At 62.8% G+C, this 18,246-nt stretch carries 19 protein-coding genes; 15 read left to right on the forward strand and 4 right to left on the reverse strand.

Going from position 1 to position 18,246, the window contains the following annotated elements; translation table 11 throughout:
- Window positions 1–13: 13 nt before the first annotated feature.
- The gene (locus tag JVX98_RS15685) at window positions 14–850 is read left to right on the forward strand and encodes a DMT family transporter (protein ID WP_192447288.1); all 837 of its coding nucleotides are present in this window, start codon (window positions 14–16) and stop codon (window positions 848–850) included.
- Window positions 851–853: 3 nt separating this feature from the next.
- Here JVX98_RS15685 and JVX98_RS15690 read toward each other — a convergent pair whose 3' ends face one another.
- On the reverse strand, window positions 854–1,675 hold the full coding sequence (locus JVX98_RS15690) for an enoyl-CoA hydratase (RefSeq protein WP_205239132.1): 822 nt from the start codon (window positions 1,673–1,675) through the stop codon (window positions 854–856).
- Window positions 1,676–1,842: 167 nt separating this feature from the next.
- Here JVX98_RS15690 and JVX98_RS15695 point away from each other — a divergent pair, with 167 nt between their 5' ends.
- From JVX98_RS15695 to JVX98_RS15710, 4 genes are all read left to right on the forward strand, one after another.
- Entirely contained in the window at window positions 1,843–2,274 is a 432-nt protein-coding gene (locus JVX98_RS15695) for a PaaI family thioesterase (protein WP_043611470.1), read from the forward strand.
- 223 nt (window positions 2,275–2,497) lie between these two features.
- Window positions 2,498–2,962 carry a 50S ribosomal protein L13 gene (rplM, locus tag JVX98_RS15700; RefSeq protein ID WP_043611469.1) on the forward strand — a complete coding sequence of 155 codons (465 nt, stop codon included), beginning with the start codon at window positions 2,498–2,500 and terminating at the stop codon, window positions 2,960–2,962.
- Between the two features lie 2 nt (window positions 2,963–2,964).
- Entirely contained in the window at window positions 2,965–3,432 is a 468-nt protein-coding gene (rpsI, locus tag JVX98_RS15705; RefSeq protein ID WP_043611468.1) for a 30S ribosomal protein S9, read from the forward strand.
- Between the two features lie 102 nt (window positions 3,433–3,534).
- Window positions 3,535–3,873 carry an antibiotic biosynthesis monooxygenase gene (locus tag JVX98_RS15710; protein WP_205239133.1) on the forward strand — a complete coding sequence of 113 codons (339 nt, stop codon included), beginning with the start codon at window positions 3,535–3,537 and terminating at the stop codon, window positions 3,871–3,873.
- 36 nt (window positions 3,874–3,909) lie between these two features.
- On the opposite strand, the gene JVX98_RS15715 is transcribed toward JVX98_RS15710, so the two are convergent.
- Entirely contained in the window at window positions 3,910–4,383 is a 474-nt protein-coding gene (locus tag JVX98_RS15715; protein WP_205239134.1) for an Lrp/AsnC family transcriptional regulator, read from the reverse strand.
- 113 nt (window positions 4,384–4,496) lie between these two features.
- Between JVX98_RS15715 and JVX98_RS15720 the strand changes: the two genes are divergently transcribed.
- From JVX98_RS15720 to argC, 3 genes are all read left to right on the forward strand, one after another.
- Window positions 4,497–5,288: a phenylalanine 4-monooxygenase gene (locus tag JVX98_RS15720; RefSeq protein ID WP_205239135.1), complete on the forward strand. Its 792-nt coding sequence runs from the start codon at window positions 4,497–4,499 to the stop codon at window positions 5,286–5,288.
- 126 nt (window positions 5,289–5,414) lie between these two features.
- Entirely contained in the window at window positions 5,415–6,377 is a 963-nt protein-coding gene (gene speB, locus JVX98_RS15725) for an agmatinase (RefSeq protein WP_205239136.1), read from the forward strand.
- A gap of 150 nt (window positions 6,378–6,527) precedes the next feature.
- The gene (argC, locus tag JVX98_RS15730) at window positions 6,528–7,460 is read left to right on the forward strand and encodes an N-acetyl-gamma-glutamyl-phosphate reductase (RefSeq protein ID WP_192447293.1); all 933 of its coding nucleotides are present in this window, start codon (window positions 6,528–6,530) and stop codon (window positions 7,458–7,460) included.
- A 77-nt stretch (window positions 7,461–7,537) separates the two neighbouring features.
- Here argC and JVX98_RS15735 read toward each other — a convergent pair whose 3' ends face one another.
- Entirely contained in the window at window positions 7,538–8,641 is a 1,104-nt protein-coding gene (locus JVX98_RS15735) for a COX15/CtaA family protein (protein ID WP_205239137.1), read from the reverse strand.
- Between the two features lie 173 nt (window positions 8,642–8,814).
- Between JVX98_RS15735 and JVX98_RS15740 the strand changes: the two genes are divergently transcribed.
- From JVX98_RS15740 to JVX98_RS15750, 3 genes are all read left to right on the forward strand, one after another.
- The gene (locus JVX98_RS15740) at window positions 8,815–9,027 is read left to right on the forward strand and encodes a DUF2842 domain-containing protein (protein ID WP_043611500.1); all 213 of its coding nucleotides are present in this window, start codon (window positions 8,815–8,817) and stop codon (window positions 9,025–9,027) included.
- A 33-nt stretch (window positions 9,028–9,060) separates the two neighbouring features.
- On the forward strand, window positions 9,061–9,801 hold the full coding sequence (locus tag JVX98_RS15745) for a metallophosphoesterase (protein WP_205239138.1): 741 nt from the start codon (window positions 9,061–9,063) through the stop codon (window positions 9,799–9,801).
- A gap of 140 nt (window positions 9,802–9,941) precedes the next feature.
- Window positions 9,942–11,186, forward strand: a complete 1,245-nt coding sequence (locus tag JVX98_RS15750) for a GNAT family N-acetyltransferase (RefSeq protein ID WP_205239139.1) — start codon at window positions 9,942–9,944, stop codon at window positions 11,184–11,186.
- Between the two features lie 54 nt (window positions 11,187–11,240).
- Here JVX98_RS15750 and JVX98_RS15755 read toward each other — a convergent pair whose 3' ends face one another.
- Window positions 11,241–13,424, reverse strand: coding sequence for an exopolysaccharide transport family protein (locus JVX98_RS15755; RefSeq protein WP_205239140.1), 2,184 nt, complete (start codon window positions 13,422–13,424; stop codon window positions 11,241–11,243).
- Between the two features lie 203 nt (window positions 13,425–13,627).
- Here JVX98_RS15755 and JVX98_RS15760 point away from each other — a divergent pair, with 203 nt between their 5' ends.
- From JVX98_RS15760 to JVX98_RS15775, 4 genes are all read left to right on the forward strand, one after another.
- Window positions 13,628–14,203, forward strand: coding sequence for a polysaccharide biosynthesis/export family protein (locus JVX98_RS15760; RefSeq protein ID WP_034804249.1), 576 nt, complete (start codon window positions 13,628–13,630; stop codon window positions 14,201–14,203).
- 5 nt (window positions 14,204–14,208) lie between these two features.
- Window positions 14,209–15,381: a glycosyltransferase family 4 protein gene (locus JVX98_RS15765; RefSeq protein WP_205239141.1), complete on the forward strand. Its 1,173-nt coding sequence runs from the start codon at window positions 14,209–14,211 to the stop codon at window positions 15,379–15,381.
- 248 nt (window positions 15,382–15,629) lie between these two features.
- On the forward strand, window positions 15,630–17,003 hold the full coding sequence (locus JVX98_RS15770; protein WP_371826566.1) for an undecaprenyl-phosphate glucose phosphotransferase: 1,374 nt from the start codon (window positions 15,630–15,632) through the stop codon (window positions 17,001–17,003).
- Entirely contained in the window at window positions 17,000–18,244 is a 1,245-nt protein-coding gene (locus JVX98_RS15775) for an O-antigen ligase (protein WP_205239143.1), read from the forward strand. The genes JVX98_RS15770 and JVX98_RS15775 overlap by 4 nt, the downstream gene beginning before the upstream one ends.
- Window positions 18,245–18,246 lie beyond the last annotated feature (2 nt).

Here is an 18,246-nt window from a genome sequence, read left to right on the forward strand (position 1 = left end):
CCGAGGTCTCATCTTGCCCGTTGAAGTCATTGCGCTCGTCCTGTTCGGGGCGTTGTTGCACGCGACCTGGAATGCGTTGGTCAAGGCGGGAACGGAAAAGTCGCTCGACGCTGCAATGATCGCGCTCGGGGCCGCAGCCGTCGCCATCCCCTTCCTGCCGTTCATGCCGTTGCCCAAACCGGAAGCGTGGCCATACATCCTGGTTTCGGCACTGTTCCAGTTCGCCTATTTCCAACTCGTCGCCGCATCCTATCGCGCCGGCGACATCGGCCTTGTCTATCCGCTGATGCGCGGCGCGGCACCGTTGATCGTCGCGATGACCAGTGGGGCGTTGATCGGCGAAAAGCTCACCTTCGGAACGATGATCGGTATCCTGACGATCTCTGCCGGTGTGCTGACGCTCGCCTTCGAGTCGCGCAAGGGCGGCAAGAACGCGATCGTGCTTGCGCTGCTTAATGCCTGCGTCATCGCAAGTTACACCTTTGTCGACGGTATCGGCGCGCGCGTTTCAGGCAACGCCATCTCCTACACGCTGTGGATGGCGCTGCTGCCGCCGGTTCTGCTGTTCACCTGGGCTTTTGCCCGGCGCGGCATCAAGCCGGTCGCCCGCCACGTCTACAAGAACTGGTGGCGGGGCCTTATCGGCGGCGCCGGCTCGATCGGCGCCTATGGCCTGGCGCTCTGGGCCATGACCAAAGCGCCGGTCGCAACCGTCGCGGCACTGCGCGAAACCTCGATCCTCTTTGCCGTGGTGATCTCGGTCGTGTTCCTCAAGGAGCCGGTCAGCGCCTGGCGCATCGCGGCTGCCTGCGTCATCGCACTTGGCGCCCTGCTTCTGAAACTCGCCTGAGCGTCAGTCTTCCTTCCATTCCGGCATGCGCTTGCCGAGGAACGCGCCGATGCCGTCGTCGGCATCGCGCGCCAGCATGTTCTCAACCATAACGCCGACTGCGTAGTCGTAAGCCTCCGGCAGGTCCATCTCCGCCTGGCGATAGAAGGCCTCCTTGCCGATCTTCAGCGCCTGCGGCGACTTCGAGGCAATGACCGCAGCATATTTGTCGACCACTTGGCGCAGGTACTGCTGCGGCACGATGCGATTGACGAGGCCGAAATCCTTGGCGGTCGAAGCGTCGATGGTCTCGCCGGTCAGGAGCATTTCCATCGCCTGCTTGCGATGTGCCGCACGCGTGAGCGCGACCATCGGCGTCGAACAGAAGAGACCGATATTGACGCCGGGCGTGCAGAAGGTGGAGCTGTCGGTGCAGATTGCAAGGTCACAGCTGGAAACCAGCTGGCAGCCGGCTGCCGTTGCCAGGCCGTCAATCTCAGCGATGACGGCCTGCGGCAGCCGTGTGATTTTCAGCATGAGATCGGCGCAGAGGCGGATCGTCCGCTCGAAGAAGGCCCGGCCCCGGTCGTCGTCTTCGCGGTGCGCGGTCATTTCCTTCAGATCGTGACCGGCGGAAAACAGCTTGCCGGTCGCGGCGAGCACGACCACCCTGATGTCCTTGGAGGTTGCGACCGCATCGAACTCGGCGTGCAGCGCCTCCATCATGGCGATCGACAGCACGTTGGCTGGCGGGTTGTTCAGCGTCAGCCGCAAGACAGGCCCCGAACGTTCTTCCAGCAGCAGGCCGTTCGGCTCTTCCTTCTTGAACGATACGACGTCGGCCATCTTTTTCTCCTGGAACTTGAACTTTGACTTGGTGGTACGCCGGCAGCGCCTGCCGTGCAAGCCGACAGACACACCCGCTGACGCATTCCGCCTACGACCATTTTTGCCTTGCGTCGGGCCATCAGTCGGTTTCAGGTGGCGGGTAGACATGTTGAAGGATGCAATGCATGACCATCGAGCCGATCATGACCGTCGACGACCTCAACCGGTTTCTCGACACGGATTTCCCCCAGGTCCACACCGACGGCAAGGTCTTCCATGTCACGGCGGTCGGTCCGGGCTTTGCCACCATGCGGCTCGATCCGAACGAACGGCATATCCGGCCGGGCGGAACCGTCTCCGGCCCTACCCTTTTCGCACTCGCCGACGTTTCCGCCTATATCGCGCTGATCGCCCATATCGGGCCGGTTGCGCTTGCCGTCACCACCAATCTCAACATCAACTTCCTGCGCAAGCCCGAGCCGGAACCGCTCGAATGCACCTGCCGGATCCTCAAACTCGGCAAGCGGCTTGCCGTTCTCGACGCATCGATCGTCAAGGTTGGCGACGACGACCTCGTCGCGCATGCCACGGCGACCTATTCGATTCCGCCACGATAATTTGTGGTATCAAAATACCTCAACAGTAACATATTGTTTTTACTTGACTTTATTTCCGTCGCACAGATTTCGCGTTCTTGACGCTTGTTTCGCACTTGCGTATAAGCTGCCGCAGATCGCGTTCCTTACGGGCCGCTTTCTCTTTTGCCTTGGAAACCGGGCAAAACCAAGCAACAAGAAACGCCCAGCGGTTCGCCGTTCGGGTCCAAAGAAAGATTTTGATATGGCAACCTTCGTTCAGAAGCCTGCAGAGGTGGAGAAGAAGTGGATCATCATCGACGCCGAAGGCCTCGTTGTTGGTCGCCTCGCTTCTCTCATCGCGAACCGCCTGCGCGGCAAGCACAAAGCTACCTTCACCCCGCATGTTGACGACGGCGACAACGTCATCGTCATCAACGCCGAGAAGGCAGTTCTGACGGGCAAGAAGTACACCGACAAGAAGTACTACTGGCACACCGGCTACCCCGGCGGCATCAAGGAGCGCACTGCGCGCCAGATCATCGAAGGCCGCTTCCCGGAGCGCGTCCTCGAGAAGGCCGTCGAGCGCATGGTTCCGCGCGGTCCGCTCGGCCGTCGCCAGATGAAGAACCTGCGCGTATACGCAGGCGCCAACCACCCGCATGAAGCACAGCAGCCGACCGTCCTCGACGTCGCCAAGCTGAACAGCAAGAACACAAGGAGCGCCTGATAATGGCTGACCTTTCCGCTCTCAAGGACATCGCCACGACCGCGGAACCGGCTGCTCCGGTTCACGTCAAGAAGGTCGACGCCCAGGGTCGCTCCTACGCGACCGGCAAGCGTAAAGACGCTGTCGCCCGCGTCTGGGTCAAGCCGGGCACCGGCAAGATCACCATCAACGGCAAGCCCTACGCGGCTTACTTCGCCCGTCCGGTTCTGCAGATGATCCTGCAGCAGCCGATCGTCGCAGCTGCCCGTGACGGCCAGTTCGACATCGACGCGACCGTTGCTGGCGGTGGTCTTTCCGGCCAGGCCGGTGCCGTTCGTCACGGCATCTCCAAGGCACTCACCTACTTCGAACCGGGCCTGCGCTCGGTCCTGAAGCGCGGTGGCTTCCTCACCCGCGACAGCCGCGTGGTCGAGCGTAAGAAGTACGGCCGTGCGAAGGCACGTCGTTCGTTCCAGTTCTCGAAGCGTTAATCGCTTCAACTGCGACACTTGGAAAGGCGGGGCTTTGCTCCGCCTTTTTTTGTTATCATCCGACGCACCATATCCCGCAACGTCGAGCCTTTGAGGCACCGCATGACCCGTTCTCCCGTCGCCAAGACCCCAGAGCCGCCCTATTACATCGTCACCTTCGCCTCGCAGCGCACGGCTGGTGATCACGGCTACGACAACATGGCAGACGAAATGGAGCGGCTTGCGCGCGAGCAGCCGGGTTTTCTCGGCCTGGAAAGCGTTCGCGGCGCCGACGGCTTCGGCCTCACCAATTCCTACTGGGCCGATGAGGCGAGCATCGCGGCCTGGAAAAACAATGTCCGCCACCTGACGGCCCAGCGGCTTGGCCGCGAGCGCTGGTACGAGGATTACCAGGTGCGCGTCGGCAAGATCGAACGCCAATACGGATTCGAGCGCTCGTAGTTCTCCCGCGGGGCAAGGCCGCCATTGGCGACCGGCTTAAATCGGCAGCTCCGTCGTCGACTTGAGTTCGCGCAGGACGAAACTCGACACCACCGTGCGCACATGCGGATTGCGCATCAGGTAGCGCGTCATGAAGGCATCGTAGCTTTCGACGTCATTGGCGCGGATCTTCAGCATATAGTCGAACGTTCCGGATAGAGCGTAGCACTCCATGATCTCCGGCCGCTCGCGCACGACGGCGGAAAAGGCGGCAATCGCCTCGTCGTGGTGATCTTCGAGCGTCACATGGGCGATGATGCAGAGTTTCAGATCGAGCTTTGCCGGATCGAGCAGCGCGACGCGCTTGCGGATCACGCCATCCGTCTCCAGTTCCTGCAGCCGTCGCCAGGCCGAGCTTTGCGACATGCCGGCTTTTTCGGCGAGATCGGAGAGAGACTGGCCGCTATCGACCTGAATCAGCCGTAGCAGCTTTCGAACAGGCTGAAGATTTTCTTTCACATCGGACGGCATTTCGAATTTTCCTCCCGCCATCAGGCCTCCACCTGGCAACTGTGGAACAAATACTCGCTCCATCCGCGATACAATTGCAACAGGAGAGTTCATCTGACGAATGAGGAGACGTCATGACGAAGGAAAGTAGCTACACGGCCAAACTGCCGGAACCGGACGGCACCTATCTCTACACCCCGGAAGAAGACGCGATCTGGGGCGAGCTCTATCAGCGGCAGATGACGCTGCTCGCCGACAAGGCCTGCCACGAATATCTGGAAGGCGCAAAGACGCTCGATCTCGGCCCTGATCACGTGCCGCAGTTGAAGGACGTGAACCGGCGCCTCGCGGAAACCACCGGCTTCGGCGTCGAAGGTGTACCTGCCCTCATTCCGCCGTCCCGCTTCTACGAACTGCTGTCCCAGGGCAAGTTTCCGCTGGCGACCTTCATTCGCCGCCGCGAGCATATCGATTACATCGAAGAGCCCGACATTTTTCACGAGGTCTTCGGCCACTGCCCGCTGCTCACCAATCAGAGCTACGCCAACTTCGTGCGCCGCTTCGGCGAGAAGGCGGTTTCGCTCGGCAAGGGCTATTCCTGGCATATGTTCCGGATCTTCTGGTTCACCGTCGAGTTCGGCCTGATCAACACGCCGAAGGGCCGCCGCTGCTATGGCGCCGGCATCGTGTCTTCGCCCAACGAGACACGCAATGCGATGGGAACCCCAGGTGTCGAGTTTCGGCCCTTCGACCTGATGACCGTGCTGCGCACGCCCTATCGCATCGATATCGTCCAGCCGATCTACTACGTGATCGACAGTTTCGCCCAGCTCGAGACGATCATCGAGGAAGATATCGCCGCGCGCATCACCGAAGCCAAGGCGCTTGGCGACTTCGCGCCGACCTACGAAGCCAAGGCTTCGTAATCGCCGAAGAAACGGCCGGCAGGGCCTTGCCTTGCCGGCAACGATTGTCCAACCTTCCGCCACCACAGGTTTGAGCGGATGCGCGCCGAGGATGCGCGCTGTCCGGCTCCGAGGCAGAGGCGGGATATGGCGAACAGGACAATCGATCATGCGCTGACGGCGCGCTCACTGACATCGGCGGCGTCCGACCCGACCCATGCCGGCATTCTCTCCTTCATGCGCCGCAAGTATTCGAAGCAGTTGAAGGGCGTCGATGCCGTCGTCTGGGGCATTCCCTTCGACGCCGCCACGTCCAACCGTCCCGGCGCCCGCTTCGGGCCGCAGGCGATCCGCCGCGCCTCGGCCATCTTCGACAACGATCCGCAGTACCCGTTCGACCGCGATCTCTTCGCGGAGATGGCAACGGTCGACTATGGCGACTGCCTGCTCGATTACGGCAACCATTCGAAGACGCCGGCAACGATCGAACGCGAAGCGGCCAAGATCATCAGGAGCGGCGCTTATCTGCAGACGCTCGGCGGCGACCACTTCGTCACCTATCCCATCCTGAAGGCGCAGGCGGCGCTGCACGGCCCCCTCGCCCTCGTCCAGTTCGACGCCCATCAGGATACCTGGCCCGACGAGCGCGGCCGCATCGACCATGGCTCCTTTGTCGGCCGTGCGGCGCGCGAAGGGCTGATCGACACCGACGCCTCGATCCAGATCGGCATCCGTACGCACGCGCCCGAGGATTGCGGCATCCGCATTCTCTATGGCTACGACGTCGAAGAGATGGGCGCCGGCGACATCGCCGAGACGATCATAAGGCAGGTCGGCGAGCGCAAGGCCTATCTCACCTTCGATATCGACTGCCTCGATCCGGCCTATGCGCCCGGCACCGGCACCCCGGTCGCCGGCGGCCCGTCGAGCGCCAAGATCCTGTCCGTCCTGCGCAAGCTCGGCGCGCTGACGGTGGTCGGCAGCGACGTGGTCGAAGTGGCGCCGGCCTACGACCATGCCGACATCACGGCGATCGCCGGCGCGACCGTCGCAATGTATATGCTGGGGCTGCATGCGGAGAAGCTTGCCGAGCGCGCGCCGCTTCGCTGAAGACGGCCGTTGCCGTTGCGATGGAGGGCGGCTGCTTATATAGAAAAGGTGGGGTTGGCGGCGCTCCGCCGGCCTGTTGAGAAACTGATTCAATTCTATGCCAGAGTGATTCCGGAACGGCTTCTAACTGTCTGGCAGAACGGGAAAATCATGAAACCGAAGATCTTCATCGATGGCGAACACGGCACCACGGGCTTGCAGATCCGCACGCGCATGGCCGGCCGTAGCGATCTCGAACTGCTTTCCATTCCGGAAGCGGAACGACGCAACGCCGCGATGCGCGAAGATCTTCTGAACGACGCCGACATCGCGATCCTCTGCCTGCCGGACGACGCCTCGCGCGAGGCGGTTTCCATGGTCTCGGGCAACAACAAGGTCCGCATTATCGACACCTCGACCGCGCACCGGATTGCGCCCGACTGGGCCTATGGCTTTGCCGAAATGGACAAGGCACAGCCGGAAAAGATCCGCAGCGCCCGTTGCGTCGCCAATCCCGGCTGCTATCCGACCGGCGCGATCGGCGTGATCCGGCCGCTGCGCCAGGCCGGCATCCTGCCCGACGGCTATCCGGTGACGGTCAATGCGGTTTCCGGTTACACCGGCGGCGGCAAGCAGATGATCGCGCAGATGGAAGACGAGACCAATGCCGACCACATCAGCGCACCGCACTTCCTCTACGGCCTGACGCTCAAGCACAAGCACGTGCCCGAGATGAAGATGCACGGCCTGCTCGACCGCGCACCGGTCTTTGCACCCTCCGTCGGCAAGTTTGCACAGGGCATGATCGTCCAGGTGCCGCTCTATCTTGAGGACCTCGCCGCTGGTACGACACTCGAGACGATTCACGCTGCGATCGTCGCGCATTATGCCGACCAGTCGATCGTGGAGGTCGTGCCGCTCCAGGAGAGCGAAAAGCTCGCCCGCATCGACGCCACCGAGCTTGCCGGCAAGGACACGATGAAGCTCTTCGTCTTCGGCACCCCTGGCGGCAACCATGTGAACCTCGTTGCCCTGCTCGACAATCTCGGCAAGGGCGCTTCGGGCGCGGCGGTCCAGAACATGGACCTGATGCTGTCGGCCTGATCGGCAATCGGCTGAAAAACAAAAGACCCCGGCGAGCCGCTCGCCGGGGTCTTTCTTTTTCCGGATTTCGCCGGGCGTCAGTCGCGCAGTTCGATCGTCGTCGGGCGCGGATACTCACCGTAGAAACCGCGCCAGTGGGCGATGGCAAAGCCAAGCACAACGAGCGCGCCGCCCTGGTGCGCCACACCCCAGCCGATCGGCACCTGCAGCACCAGCGTGGTGATACCGATCGCCGCCTGTGCCGAGACGAGCAGGAACAGGAGCACCGCACGGCGCGCATGGGTGGTCTCGGGTGCTGCCCGCAGCGAGGCGATCATGTGCATCAGCGCAAAGGCAAAGAGTACGTAGGCGCCGATGCGATGGACGAACTGCACCGTCTTCGGGTTTTCGAACAGGTTGATCCACCAGGGCTGCTGCAGGAACAGGTCCTGCGGGATGATTGCGCCATCCATCAGCGGCCAGGTGTTGTAGCTGAAGCCGGCGTCGAGCCCAGCAACCAGCGCTCCGAGATAGATCTGGAAAAGACTGAAGATGGCGATGATCATGGCCATCTTGCGCGAGCGGTCGGTGGGTGCCGCTTCATTCGAATGCCGACTGAGCCCACGGAAGATCCACATGCAGGCGGCAAAGATAAGACAGGCGATGACGAGATGCGTCGCCAGCCGGTACTGGCTCACTTCCGTGCGCTCCACCAGGCCCGAGGATACCATCCACCAGCCGATGAAACCTTGAAAACCGCCAAGCGCAAGGATCCCGAGCAGCGGCATGCGCAGCTTGCGCTCAACCTTTCCGGTGAACCAGAAATAGGCAAGCGGCAGCGCGAAGATCAGGCCGATCGTACGCGCGAGCAGGCGGTGTGCCCATTCCCACCAGAAGATCGTCTTGAACTCGTCGACCGTCATGCCGCTGTTCATCTGCTGATACTGCGGAATGCGCTGGTAGAGCTGGAACTCCTCTTCCCACTCGGCCACCGTCAGCGGCGGGATCACGCCATGGATCGGCTTCCATTCGGTGATGGAGAGGCCCGATTCGGTAAGACGCGTCGCGCCGCCGACGAGTACCAGGGCAAAGAGAGTGAAGAGCACGGCCGCCAGCCAGCCGCGGATCTGCCGGCGGTTGCGGTCGGTCCTGCCGATCTCGTTTCGAAGCATTTGTTCAGTCGCCATTTCGACGCCGGCCATCATGTTCCCTCTGGTGTCGCAGGGTTGTCAGCGGCGCAACTGGACGGATCAACGGTCGCACCTTTCGGAAAGCCGTTGATTTGCACCAGAGCGGCATGCAAAACAAGGCCGAAACCTTTGCGGCATGCGGTCGCGGCCGCTCCGCGCGCATTTGCCCCTGTGAAAGATATGAAATGCCCGTACGCCTCAGAAAGCTGATCGGCACGATCCTGATCATCATCCTCGTCGTCGTCTATGCGCTTGCCGCCGTTACCTTCGCCTCGCTGCTGCTCGGCGCCGCTCCCTGGTACGTGCACCTGGCCTATTTCTTCTTCACCGGCCTGCTCTGGATCTTGCCGGCCATGCTGATCATCAAATGGATGGAAAAGCCCGCTCGGGATCGTTGATCCTCGGTCCGGTAGCCATTCGGGAGGACGCCCATGCGACTTGCAGTCATCGCGGACATCCACGGCAACGATCTTGCGCTCGAAGCGGTGCTCGCCGACATCGATGCACAAGGGATCACCGATATCGTCAATCTTGGCGATCATCTGAGCGGTCCCCTCAACGCCGCGCGCACGGCCGACATCCTGATGGAACGGGCGATCCCCTCGATCCGCGGCAATCACGACCGTTACCTGTTGACGGTCGATCCGCGCGACATGGGGCTCTCCGATCGCGCGGCGTTCGATGAATTGAAGCCGGAGCACCGCGAGTGGTTGGCCACCCTGCCCGTCGCACACGTCCACAGGCAAACGTTCTTCCTCTGCCATGCGACCCCGACCGACGATGAGACCTACTGGCTCGAAGCCCTGACGGCGCACGGTACGGTTCATAGGGCCGCGCGTTCGGCCATCGAGGCCGAAGCTGTCGGGATCGACTATCCGGTAATCCTGTGCGGCCACACCCACATTCCTCGCGTCATCCGCCTCTCCGACGGACGCCTGGTCGTCAACCCCGGCAGCGTCGGCTGCCCCGGCTACACCGACAGCCGGCCGGTGGCCCACAAGGTCGAGGCCGGATCCCCGCACGCGCGCTACGCCATCGTCGAGCAGTCGGGGACGGAATGGGACGTGACGTTTCGCAGCGTGACCTACGATTGGACCGCGATGTCGCAACTTGCGGCCCGCCGTAACCGCCTGGAATGGGCCAGCGTGTTGGCAACGGGCTTCATCGCGTGAGGCGTCAATTTCGTTTCACGCTTTGCTAACCGCGTTCGCCGGTTATTGCCAATCGACCTTCATAAGCACTCCCGAATTAAAGCGATCGTAGCGGGTTTGAGGTTCAATCTCTCCGCAACAAGGACCGGACGGCACCTGCGATGACGAACTCGGAACTCACCATGGATGGCTCCGGCGACCGCCGCGTGCATGCGTCCTTGCGTGCAGATCCGACCGATGCTGTCGGCCGCTTCGAAATCTCGCTTCACCGCGACATGGAGACACTCGAAACCGAGTGGCGCATGCTCGACACCCTTCCCGCGAACTCGCTGCACCATGCCTATCATTGGTGCCGCGCCTGGGCTGCGACCCACGCCAGCGACCTGGCTCTCCTACGGATTACGTTCGATGGCGAACTCCTGCTTATCCTGCCGCTGGAAGTGGTGCGCGGACGCGTGTTTCGAACGGCGAGACTGATCGGAACCGAGCACAGCAACCTGAACACCGGGCTGTTTGTCCGCGACGCCGCGGCCACCATCACCACGCCCGCGCTCGCCGAGGCGCTTGCCCGCGCCATCTGCGACGCACTGCGCGGCCTTGCCGACATCGTCATGCTCGATCGTCTGCCGAACGACTGGCGCGGCGACCCCAGCCCCCTCGCCCTGTTTTCGGGCGTTACCAATCCCAACCCGTCGTTCCAGCTTCCCCTTCTCGGTGGCATTCAGCCCACACTGGCCCAGCTCAACGCCAAGCGGCGGCGCAAGAAGATGCGCATTTCCGAACGGCGGCTGGCTGAAATGGGCGGCTACGACTATGTGGTCGCCCGCACGAGCGACGAGGCCCAAGCCCTGCTCGACACCTTCTTTCGGCAAAAGGCGAAGCGCTTTGCCACGCTCGGCTTTCCCGATGTCTTCCAGGATCCGGAAACGCAGGCGTTTTTCCATGCGCTCGCCGCCCGCGTGGACGATGAGGTTCAGCTCATGGAACTCAATGCCATTCGCCTGCGAGGCGAAAATGACGGCCGGATCGTCGCCGTCGCCGGACTCTCGCGCAAGGCGGATCACGTGATCTGCCAGTTCGGGTCGATCGACGAAGCGCTGGCCGGCGACGCCAGCCCGGGTGAATTGCTGTTCTACCGCATGATCGAGCGCCTTTCGGGCGAAGGCGTGCGACTGTTCGACTTCGGCGTGGGCGACCAGCCCTACAAGCGCTCCTGGTGCACAATCGAGACGCCGTTGCGCGATATCGTGCTGCCGGTGACGCTCGCTGGCCGGCTCGCAGGCGTGCGGCACTACCTCGTCGTGAGGGCAAAAAGGGCGATCAAGGCGAACAAGGCCGTCTATGCCCGCATCCAGCGCACGCGACGACGCAGGCAAGGCAAGACCTTCGACAACAGCGCCGACTGATCATCCAGCTTAGAGCACGGTCCCTGCGCTGTGCGGCAGAGGCCCGCGCCGCCATTACGCGGCGTCGCGATCCGGGTATTCGGGGTCCGATTGCACCTGGCCGGTCATCAGCACGATGTCGCGGTAGCCCGCCGCGCCGAAGCCCGTCAGTACCTCGACGATCCGCTCGTCGCTCACCGATGGCGCCGACAGGATGATTTCGGCGCCATCACGACCGGCGATCTTCTCCACGGCCATTTCATCGGCAGGGCCGCATTCGAGCAAGACGAGATCATAGGCGTTGGTCAACGCGTCGATGATCATCTTCAGCCTGTCGATGCCACGCATCGCTTGGCGCGGATCGGCGTCGCCCTGTGGGATGATGTGCGCGTCGGAAAAGCGGTCGGCGTGGATCGTGTCCGTGAAGGGAACCTCCCCCGCCAGGAGATTGGTGATCCCCGGGAGCTGCTGCGAGCGCGCCATCAGCCGTGTCGGGCAGGCAGAGCCCGTCAGGTCGATCAGCACGACTTTCAATTCTTCTTCGGCGAGCAACCGGGCGAGCATCACGGTCGCGGTGGAGCCCTCGTCTCCGCCGGGCGAAACCGAAATCGCAACGCGCACATTGGTGGCACGCAGATGCTCGGCGACGGCTTCGATCGAGAAATCCGCCTCGGCGGCCTCCTCCTCCGTGCCCGGGGCAGGCGAAAGCTCCGCCGCAGGCAGCAAGTCGACTGCGTCATCGGCTGCGGACGAAATGACGGGCGATGCCTCAGCCATCTGGGCCGGCGGCAAATCGGCAACGCTTGCGGCAAGCGCCGGACGGGGCCGGACCGGTGCCCGTTCGCCCGTAGCAGAGACCGGCCGCAAGGCTCGCCCGCTGAAAAGCTCGCCGAGCATGATGCCAATGCAGGTCAGGAGGAACGTTGCAAGCGCTGCAACGATGGTGATCGGCAGTACCTTCGGGAAGCTCGCGCCGGTCGGAACCACGGCACTCGAAATGACGCGTGCATCGGCCGGCGTCGCATTCTCCACGGTGCGCGATGTCGCCTCGCGATAGCGCGCGAGATAGGTCTCCAGCAATTGCCGCTGCGCGGTCGCTTCGCGCTCGAGCGCGCGCAGCCCCACCTCTTCTTCGCCGGCCTGCGCCGACTGTGCCTTCAGCGCATTCAACTGCTGCCCGAGCTGCTGTTCGCGCAGTTCGCCGACCTTCGCCTCGTTTTCGAGGCTCGTCAGGATCTTGCGGGTCTCGGTGCTGATCTGGCCGCGAATACCTTCGAGCTGCGACTTCAGCGCCTTCAGACGCGGGTGACCGTCAAGCAGGGTGGTCGAGAGGTCCGCCACCTGCGCCTGCAGGTTCGCTTCCGTCTCCTTCAGCCGCTGGATCATCTGCGAACCGACGACATCGGCAATGGTGTCCGGCGCGCGGCCGCTTGCCAGCGCCGAGCGTACGCCGGCGGCACGCGCTTCCGCATTGGCGCGCTCGCCGCGCACCCGCGCCAGTTCCGACGAGATATCCGTAAGCTGCCGTGTCGCGAAGTTGGTGCTTTCACCGGTCGGCAGCAGATCGGACGAGGCGCGATAGGCCGCAACCTTCGCTTCGGCGTCGCGCACCTTCTCGCGCAGATTGGCGATCTCGGGTTCGAGCCAGCGTGTCGCCTCGGAATTGGTATCGAGCTTTGCGCCGCTCTGGAGCGCCAGGAAGACCTTCGCCATCTCATTGGGCACGGCGGCCGCAAGCTGGCGATCCTTCGAGGTGAAGGCGATCGCGATCACGCGCGACTTCTCCACCTGGTAGACCTGGAGCTTGTCGGAGAATTCCTTGAGCACCCTCTCCTCGGGCGGCATCTCAAGCGGGTTCTTCTTCAGGCCGAGCATGACGAGAAGATCGGAAAGCGCAGAGGGCGCCGACGACGGATCGAACTCCTTGAGCTCGTAAAGCTTCATGTTGCGAGCGACCTGCTTGATGAGGTCGGCCGACTTGAGCACCTGCACCTGGCTGAGAATGCCGGATTCATCGAAGACGCGGTCGGCTCCCGCCTGGGAAGCCTGGTTGGGGCCGCTGAACTCCGGCTCGCGCGATTCGATCAGCACGCGGGTTTCGCTCTGGTAATCCGGCGCGATCATCTTTGCTGCACCGAAAGCAAGCGCCGCCACAGCGACGGTGGCGAGCAAAACCTTGACGCGCCGATCCCAGACGGCGCGAAACAGGCCGCCGAGGTCGATATCCACATCCTGCTGTGCGCTGCCGCTTCCCGACATGCTCGTCGCTCCGAACTTTCAAATCTCGCCGGACCGTAAAGGAACATGGTAACGCAAGGGTTAATGCGATCAACCTGCGGATGGTAAAGGCGGGGCGGCATCGCCAGGTCTCCGCGAAAATTCTACCGCGAGTTTACCTGCTATTAACCCTAACGGATCGATAACGTCACAAAAGCTGGTCGTTTCCGGAGCCTATGAACCGCATGTCCACTGCAGCTATCAAGACGGGTCTCGCGATCACGGCGGCAGCGCTGTCGATGTTGCTCGGCGGCTGCACGAGCTACCAGCCCGCACCCAAAGCCTTCAGCGAAGCCACGATCCAGCCCTATCGGCTCGACAGCGGCGACCGCTTGCGCATCAACGTTTTCGAACAAGCCGGCCTCAGCGGTACCTACACGGTCGATCAGGCCGGCTACGTCGCCTTCCCCCTGATCGGCACCGTCGCCTCGCGCGGCAGGACCCTGCCCGAACTCGAAGGCATGATCGCCGCCAAGCTGAAGCAAGGCTATCTGCGCGATCCAGACGTCACGATCGAGGTCGATCGCTACCGGTCCGTCTTCATCATGGGCGAAGTCGGCCAGGCCGGCCAGTATGCCTATGTTCCGGGGATGACCGTGCAGAACGCGATCGCGGTTGCCGGCGGCTTCTCGCCGCGCGCCAACCAGTCGAACGCCGACATCACACGCAAGATCAATGGCCGCATCATCACCGGCCGGGTCCCGATCACCGACGCTGTTCTTGCCGGCGACACGATCTATGTTCGCGAACGCCTGTTCTGATTTCGATGCAACAAGAGCGGCCTTTGCGCATCATCCACTGCTTCAGGTCGCCTGTCGGCGGGATATTCCGCCACGTGCGCGACCTGGCCGAGGCGCATGCCAAGGCCGGCCATGAGGTCGGGATCCTCTGCGACAGCACGACAGGCGGCAGTCACGAGGATCGGCTGTTCGACGAAATCCGCCCCTATCTGTCGCTCGGCCTCATCCGGATGCCGATCCATCGCTCGGTCGGGCCGTCGGATTTGGCCGCGTTGTGGCGCGGCTACAAAGAAATCAGAAGTTTGCGACCGGATGTGTTGCATGGGCACGGCGCCAAAGGCGGCGTCATTGCCCGGCTCATCGGTTCAGCCCTGCGGGTCAACAAGTATCGCGTAGCCCGCCTCTATTCGCCGCATGGCGGCAGCCTGCACTACCGTCCGGGCTCTCTGACCGGGCGTTTGGTCTTCCCGGCAGAGCGGATCCAGCAGCGGATCACCGACGCCCTCGTCTTCGTCTGCGACTTCGAGCGGCGGACCTATTTCGCAAAAGTCGGCGCACCGCGCGAGCGCAACGAGCTGATCTACAATGGTATCGACGATCGGGAGTTCGAGGTCGTCCCGCCTCAGCCGGATGCGGTCGATTTTCTCTATATCGGCATGATGCGGGACCTGAAGGGTCCCGATCTGTTTGTGGAGGCTTTCGCCCAGACCGAACGGCTCGTCGGCCGGCCGCTGTCGGCGCTGATGATCGGCGACGGCCCGCAGCAGCAGGAATACAGCGATCTGGTGCTGCAGCAGGGTCTCGGCCGCCGTATCCGCATGCAGCCGGCGATGAAGACGCGTGACGCCTTCGCGCTGGCGCGCAACATCGTCGTTCCCTCGCGGGCCGAATCCATGCCCTATATCGTGCTTGAGGCGCTGGCGGCACGAAAGCCTGTTATCGCCAGCCGTGTCGGCGGCATCCCGGAAATTCTCGGACGCGACAGCACCGCGCTTGCCGAACCCGCCAATGCCCGGTCGCTTGCCGACATCATGGCCCGCGCAATCACCGAGAAAGACTGGGCGGCACGTGTGATGCCCGACCCGAGCACGTTCAAGTCGAAATTTGCAGCTTCGGTAATGTCGGCGGATATGTTAAGCCTCTATCGGGAATTGTGCCGTTACCAGCCGCCCGCCGATAGCGTGTTGCCCACAACGTAAGCGTTTCTTAGTGGCTTTCTGCTATCCCGGCTGAGGGACTTCAGCGCCGGAAGACAGCCATGAACAAGTTTGACCGCCCGGGTTCGTTCGATCCCGAAGCGCTTCGCAAGAAGATTTCGGAAATCCGCGCCCGCGCGCCTGGCGAAATGCCGGACGAAACGACGACCACGGATCTCAATCCGCTGGCGCGGCAGATCGCCGAGCAGTTCAGCGCCGATACCTATTCGCCGGCGATGATCATGGGGCTGATGCGCCTGTTCGAGTTCAGCGCGCTCTTTGCGATCGGCTATGGCATCAACGCGCTTTATGTCCAGCCGGGCTTCGAGCAGCTGCCGCTCTATCTGGCAATCCTCTTTGGCGGCTCGGCCCTGGCGGTCGCTGCCATGCAGATCGCCGACACCTACCAGATCCCGGCGCTGCGCGCCTGGCTGCGGGTGATGCCGCGCATCCTCGCCTCCTGGGCCATCGCATTCGGCGGTATCGCCATCGCGCTGTTCTTCCTCAAATCCGGCCATCAGTATTCACGTGTCTGGTTCGGTGGCTGGTTCATCGGCGGCGCAATCTTTCTGATCGCCGAGCGCGCCTTCATCGCCTATTCCATCCGCCATTGGGCCCGAAACGGCACGATGGAACGCCGCGCCGTCGTCGTCGGTGGCGGCCAGCCGGCCAAGGACCTGATCCGCACGCTCGAGGACCAGCCCGACAACGACATCCGCATCTGCGGTATTTTCGACGACCGCGACGAGCGCCGCTCGCCCAACGTGATCGCCGGCTACCCGAAGCTCGGAACAGTCGACGAACTGGTGGAATTCGCCCGCCTGGCCCGCATCGACATGCTGATCATCTCGCTGCCGCTGACGGCAGAGAAGCGCATTCTCCAGCTTCTGAAGAAGCTCTGGATCCTGCCGGTCGACATCCGGCTCGCCGCCCACGCTAACAATCTGCGCTTCCGCCCGCGCAGCTATTCCCATGTCGGCGACGTCCCGATGCTCGACATCTTCGATAAGCCCATCGCCGACTGGGACTCGGTCGCCAAGCGCGGCTTCGACATCTTCTTCAGCCTGGTCGCCCTCGTGCTTCTTTGGCCGATCATGCTCGGCGCGGCGATTGCGGTCAAAGCAACCTCCCCAGGCCCCATCATCTTCAAGCAGAAGCGGCACGGCTTCAACAATGAGACCATCGAGGTTTACAAGTTCCGCTCGATGTATACGCATATGAGCGACCCGACGGCCCGCAACGCCGTGACCAAGGGCGACCCGCGCGTCACCCCCGTCGGCCGTTTCATCCGCAAGTCCTCGATCGACGAACTGCCGCAGATCTTCAACGTGCTGAAGGGTGAGCTGTCGCTCGTCGGGCCGCGTCCGCACGCCGTGCTCGCCCAGACCCAAAACCGCACCTATTCCGACGTCGTCGAAGGCTACTTCGCCCGCCACCGCGTCAAGCCCGGCGTCACCGGCTGGGCGCAGATCAACGGCTGGCGTGGCGAGATCGACAATGACGACAAGATCCGCCTGCGCACCGCCTTCGACCTGCACTACATCGAAAACTGGTCGCTGCTCTTCGACCTCAAGATCCTATTCCTGACGCCGTTCAGGCTCCTCAACACCGAGAATGCCTATTGAGCACCGTCGATACAGGCCGGCTCCCGATCGCTCGTCCCCAGCTTGCGGCGCTCTCGCTGCTCGGCTCCGGGCTCGTCGCCTTTGCCGTGTTTCTCTCCGGCTTCGTCATTTTCGAGCCGGCGCCCTATGAGCTGTTCCTGGTGGCGCTCATCGGCCTTTGGGCGCTTGTGGGCCTCAAGATCTCGCGCAGCGTCGCCCCGCTGCTGACGCTTCTGACCCTTTTCATGGTCGGCGGCATGCTGTCCCTGACGGTCATGGTCGACCTGACGAAGGGGCCGATGTACATGGCGGTCTCCGGATTCCTCGCGCTATCGTCGGTCTTCTTCGCAGCCATCATCGAGGACCGCCACGAGCGGCTGCGGCTGATCTTCAACGCCTGGACGGCGGCGGCCATCATCACGGCACTCCTCGGCATCCTCGGCTATTTCGGCGCCGTGCCGGGTGCGGAAAACTTCACGCTCTATGGCCGCGCCAAGGGCGCATTTCAGGATCCGAACGTCTTCGGCCCGTTCCTCTCGGTGCCGGCCATGTACCTCATCCACGGCATCCTCACGCAGCCCATCCAGAAGGCGCCGCTCAAGATCGCCGCGCTGCTGGTGCTGGCACTCGGCGTCTTCCTTTCATTTTCCCGCGCAGCCTGGGCCCTCAACCTCTTCTGCGTCGTCGCCTTCGTCTTCGTGATGCTGCTGAAAGAGCGAAACGGCCTCTTTCGGCTGCGGATCCTGGTGCTTGCGCTGGTCGGCGGCATCATGATCGTCGGCGCCCTCCTCGTCGCGCTGCAGTCCGAGCAGGTCGCAACCCTCTTTTCCAGCCGATCGCAGCTGGTGCAGGATTACGACGGCGGCCACCTCGGGCGCTTCGACCGCCACAGGCTCGGTTTCCTGATGTCGATGGAAAAGCCGCTCGGCATCGGTCCCATGGTCTTCAGCACGATCTTTCCGGAGGATGAGCACAACGTCTGGCTGAAGTCGCTGACCTCCTACGGCTGGCTCGGTTTCATCAGCTACGTGACGCTGATCATCTGGACGCTCTCGCTCGGCTTCCGCTTTCTGCTGCTCAACCGCCCCTGGCAAACCTATCTGATGATCGCCTGGGTCGCCGTCCTCGGCCATGTCGGGGTGGGCAATGTCATCGACACGGACCATTGGCGCCACTTCTACCTGCTCATCGGAATCATCTGGGGTTGCGCCGCCCTTGAATATCGCCATCGCCGGCAGGCGCGCGCCGGCCGGAGCTCCTGACC

The sequence above is a fragment of the Ensifer sp. PDNC004 genome (assembly GCF_016919405.1).
GTDB lineage: Bacteria > Pseudomonadota > Alphaproteobacteria > Rhizobiales > Rhizobiaceae > Ensifer.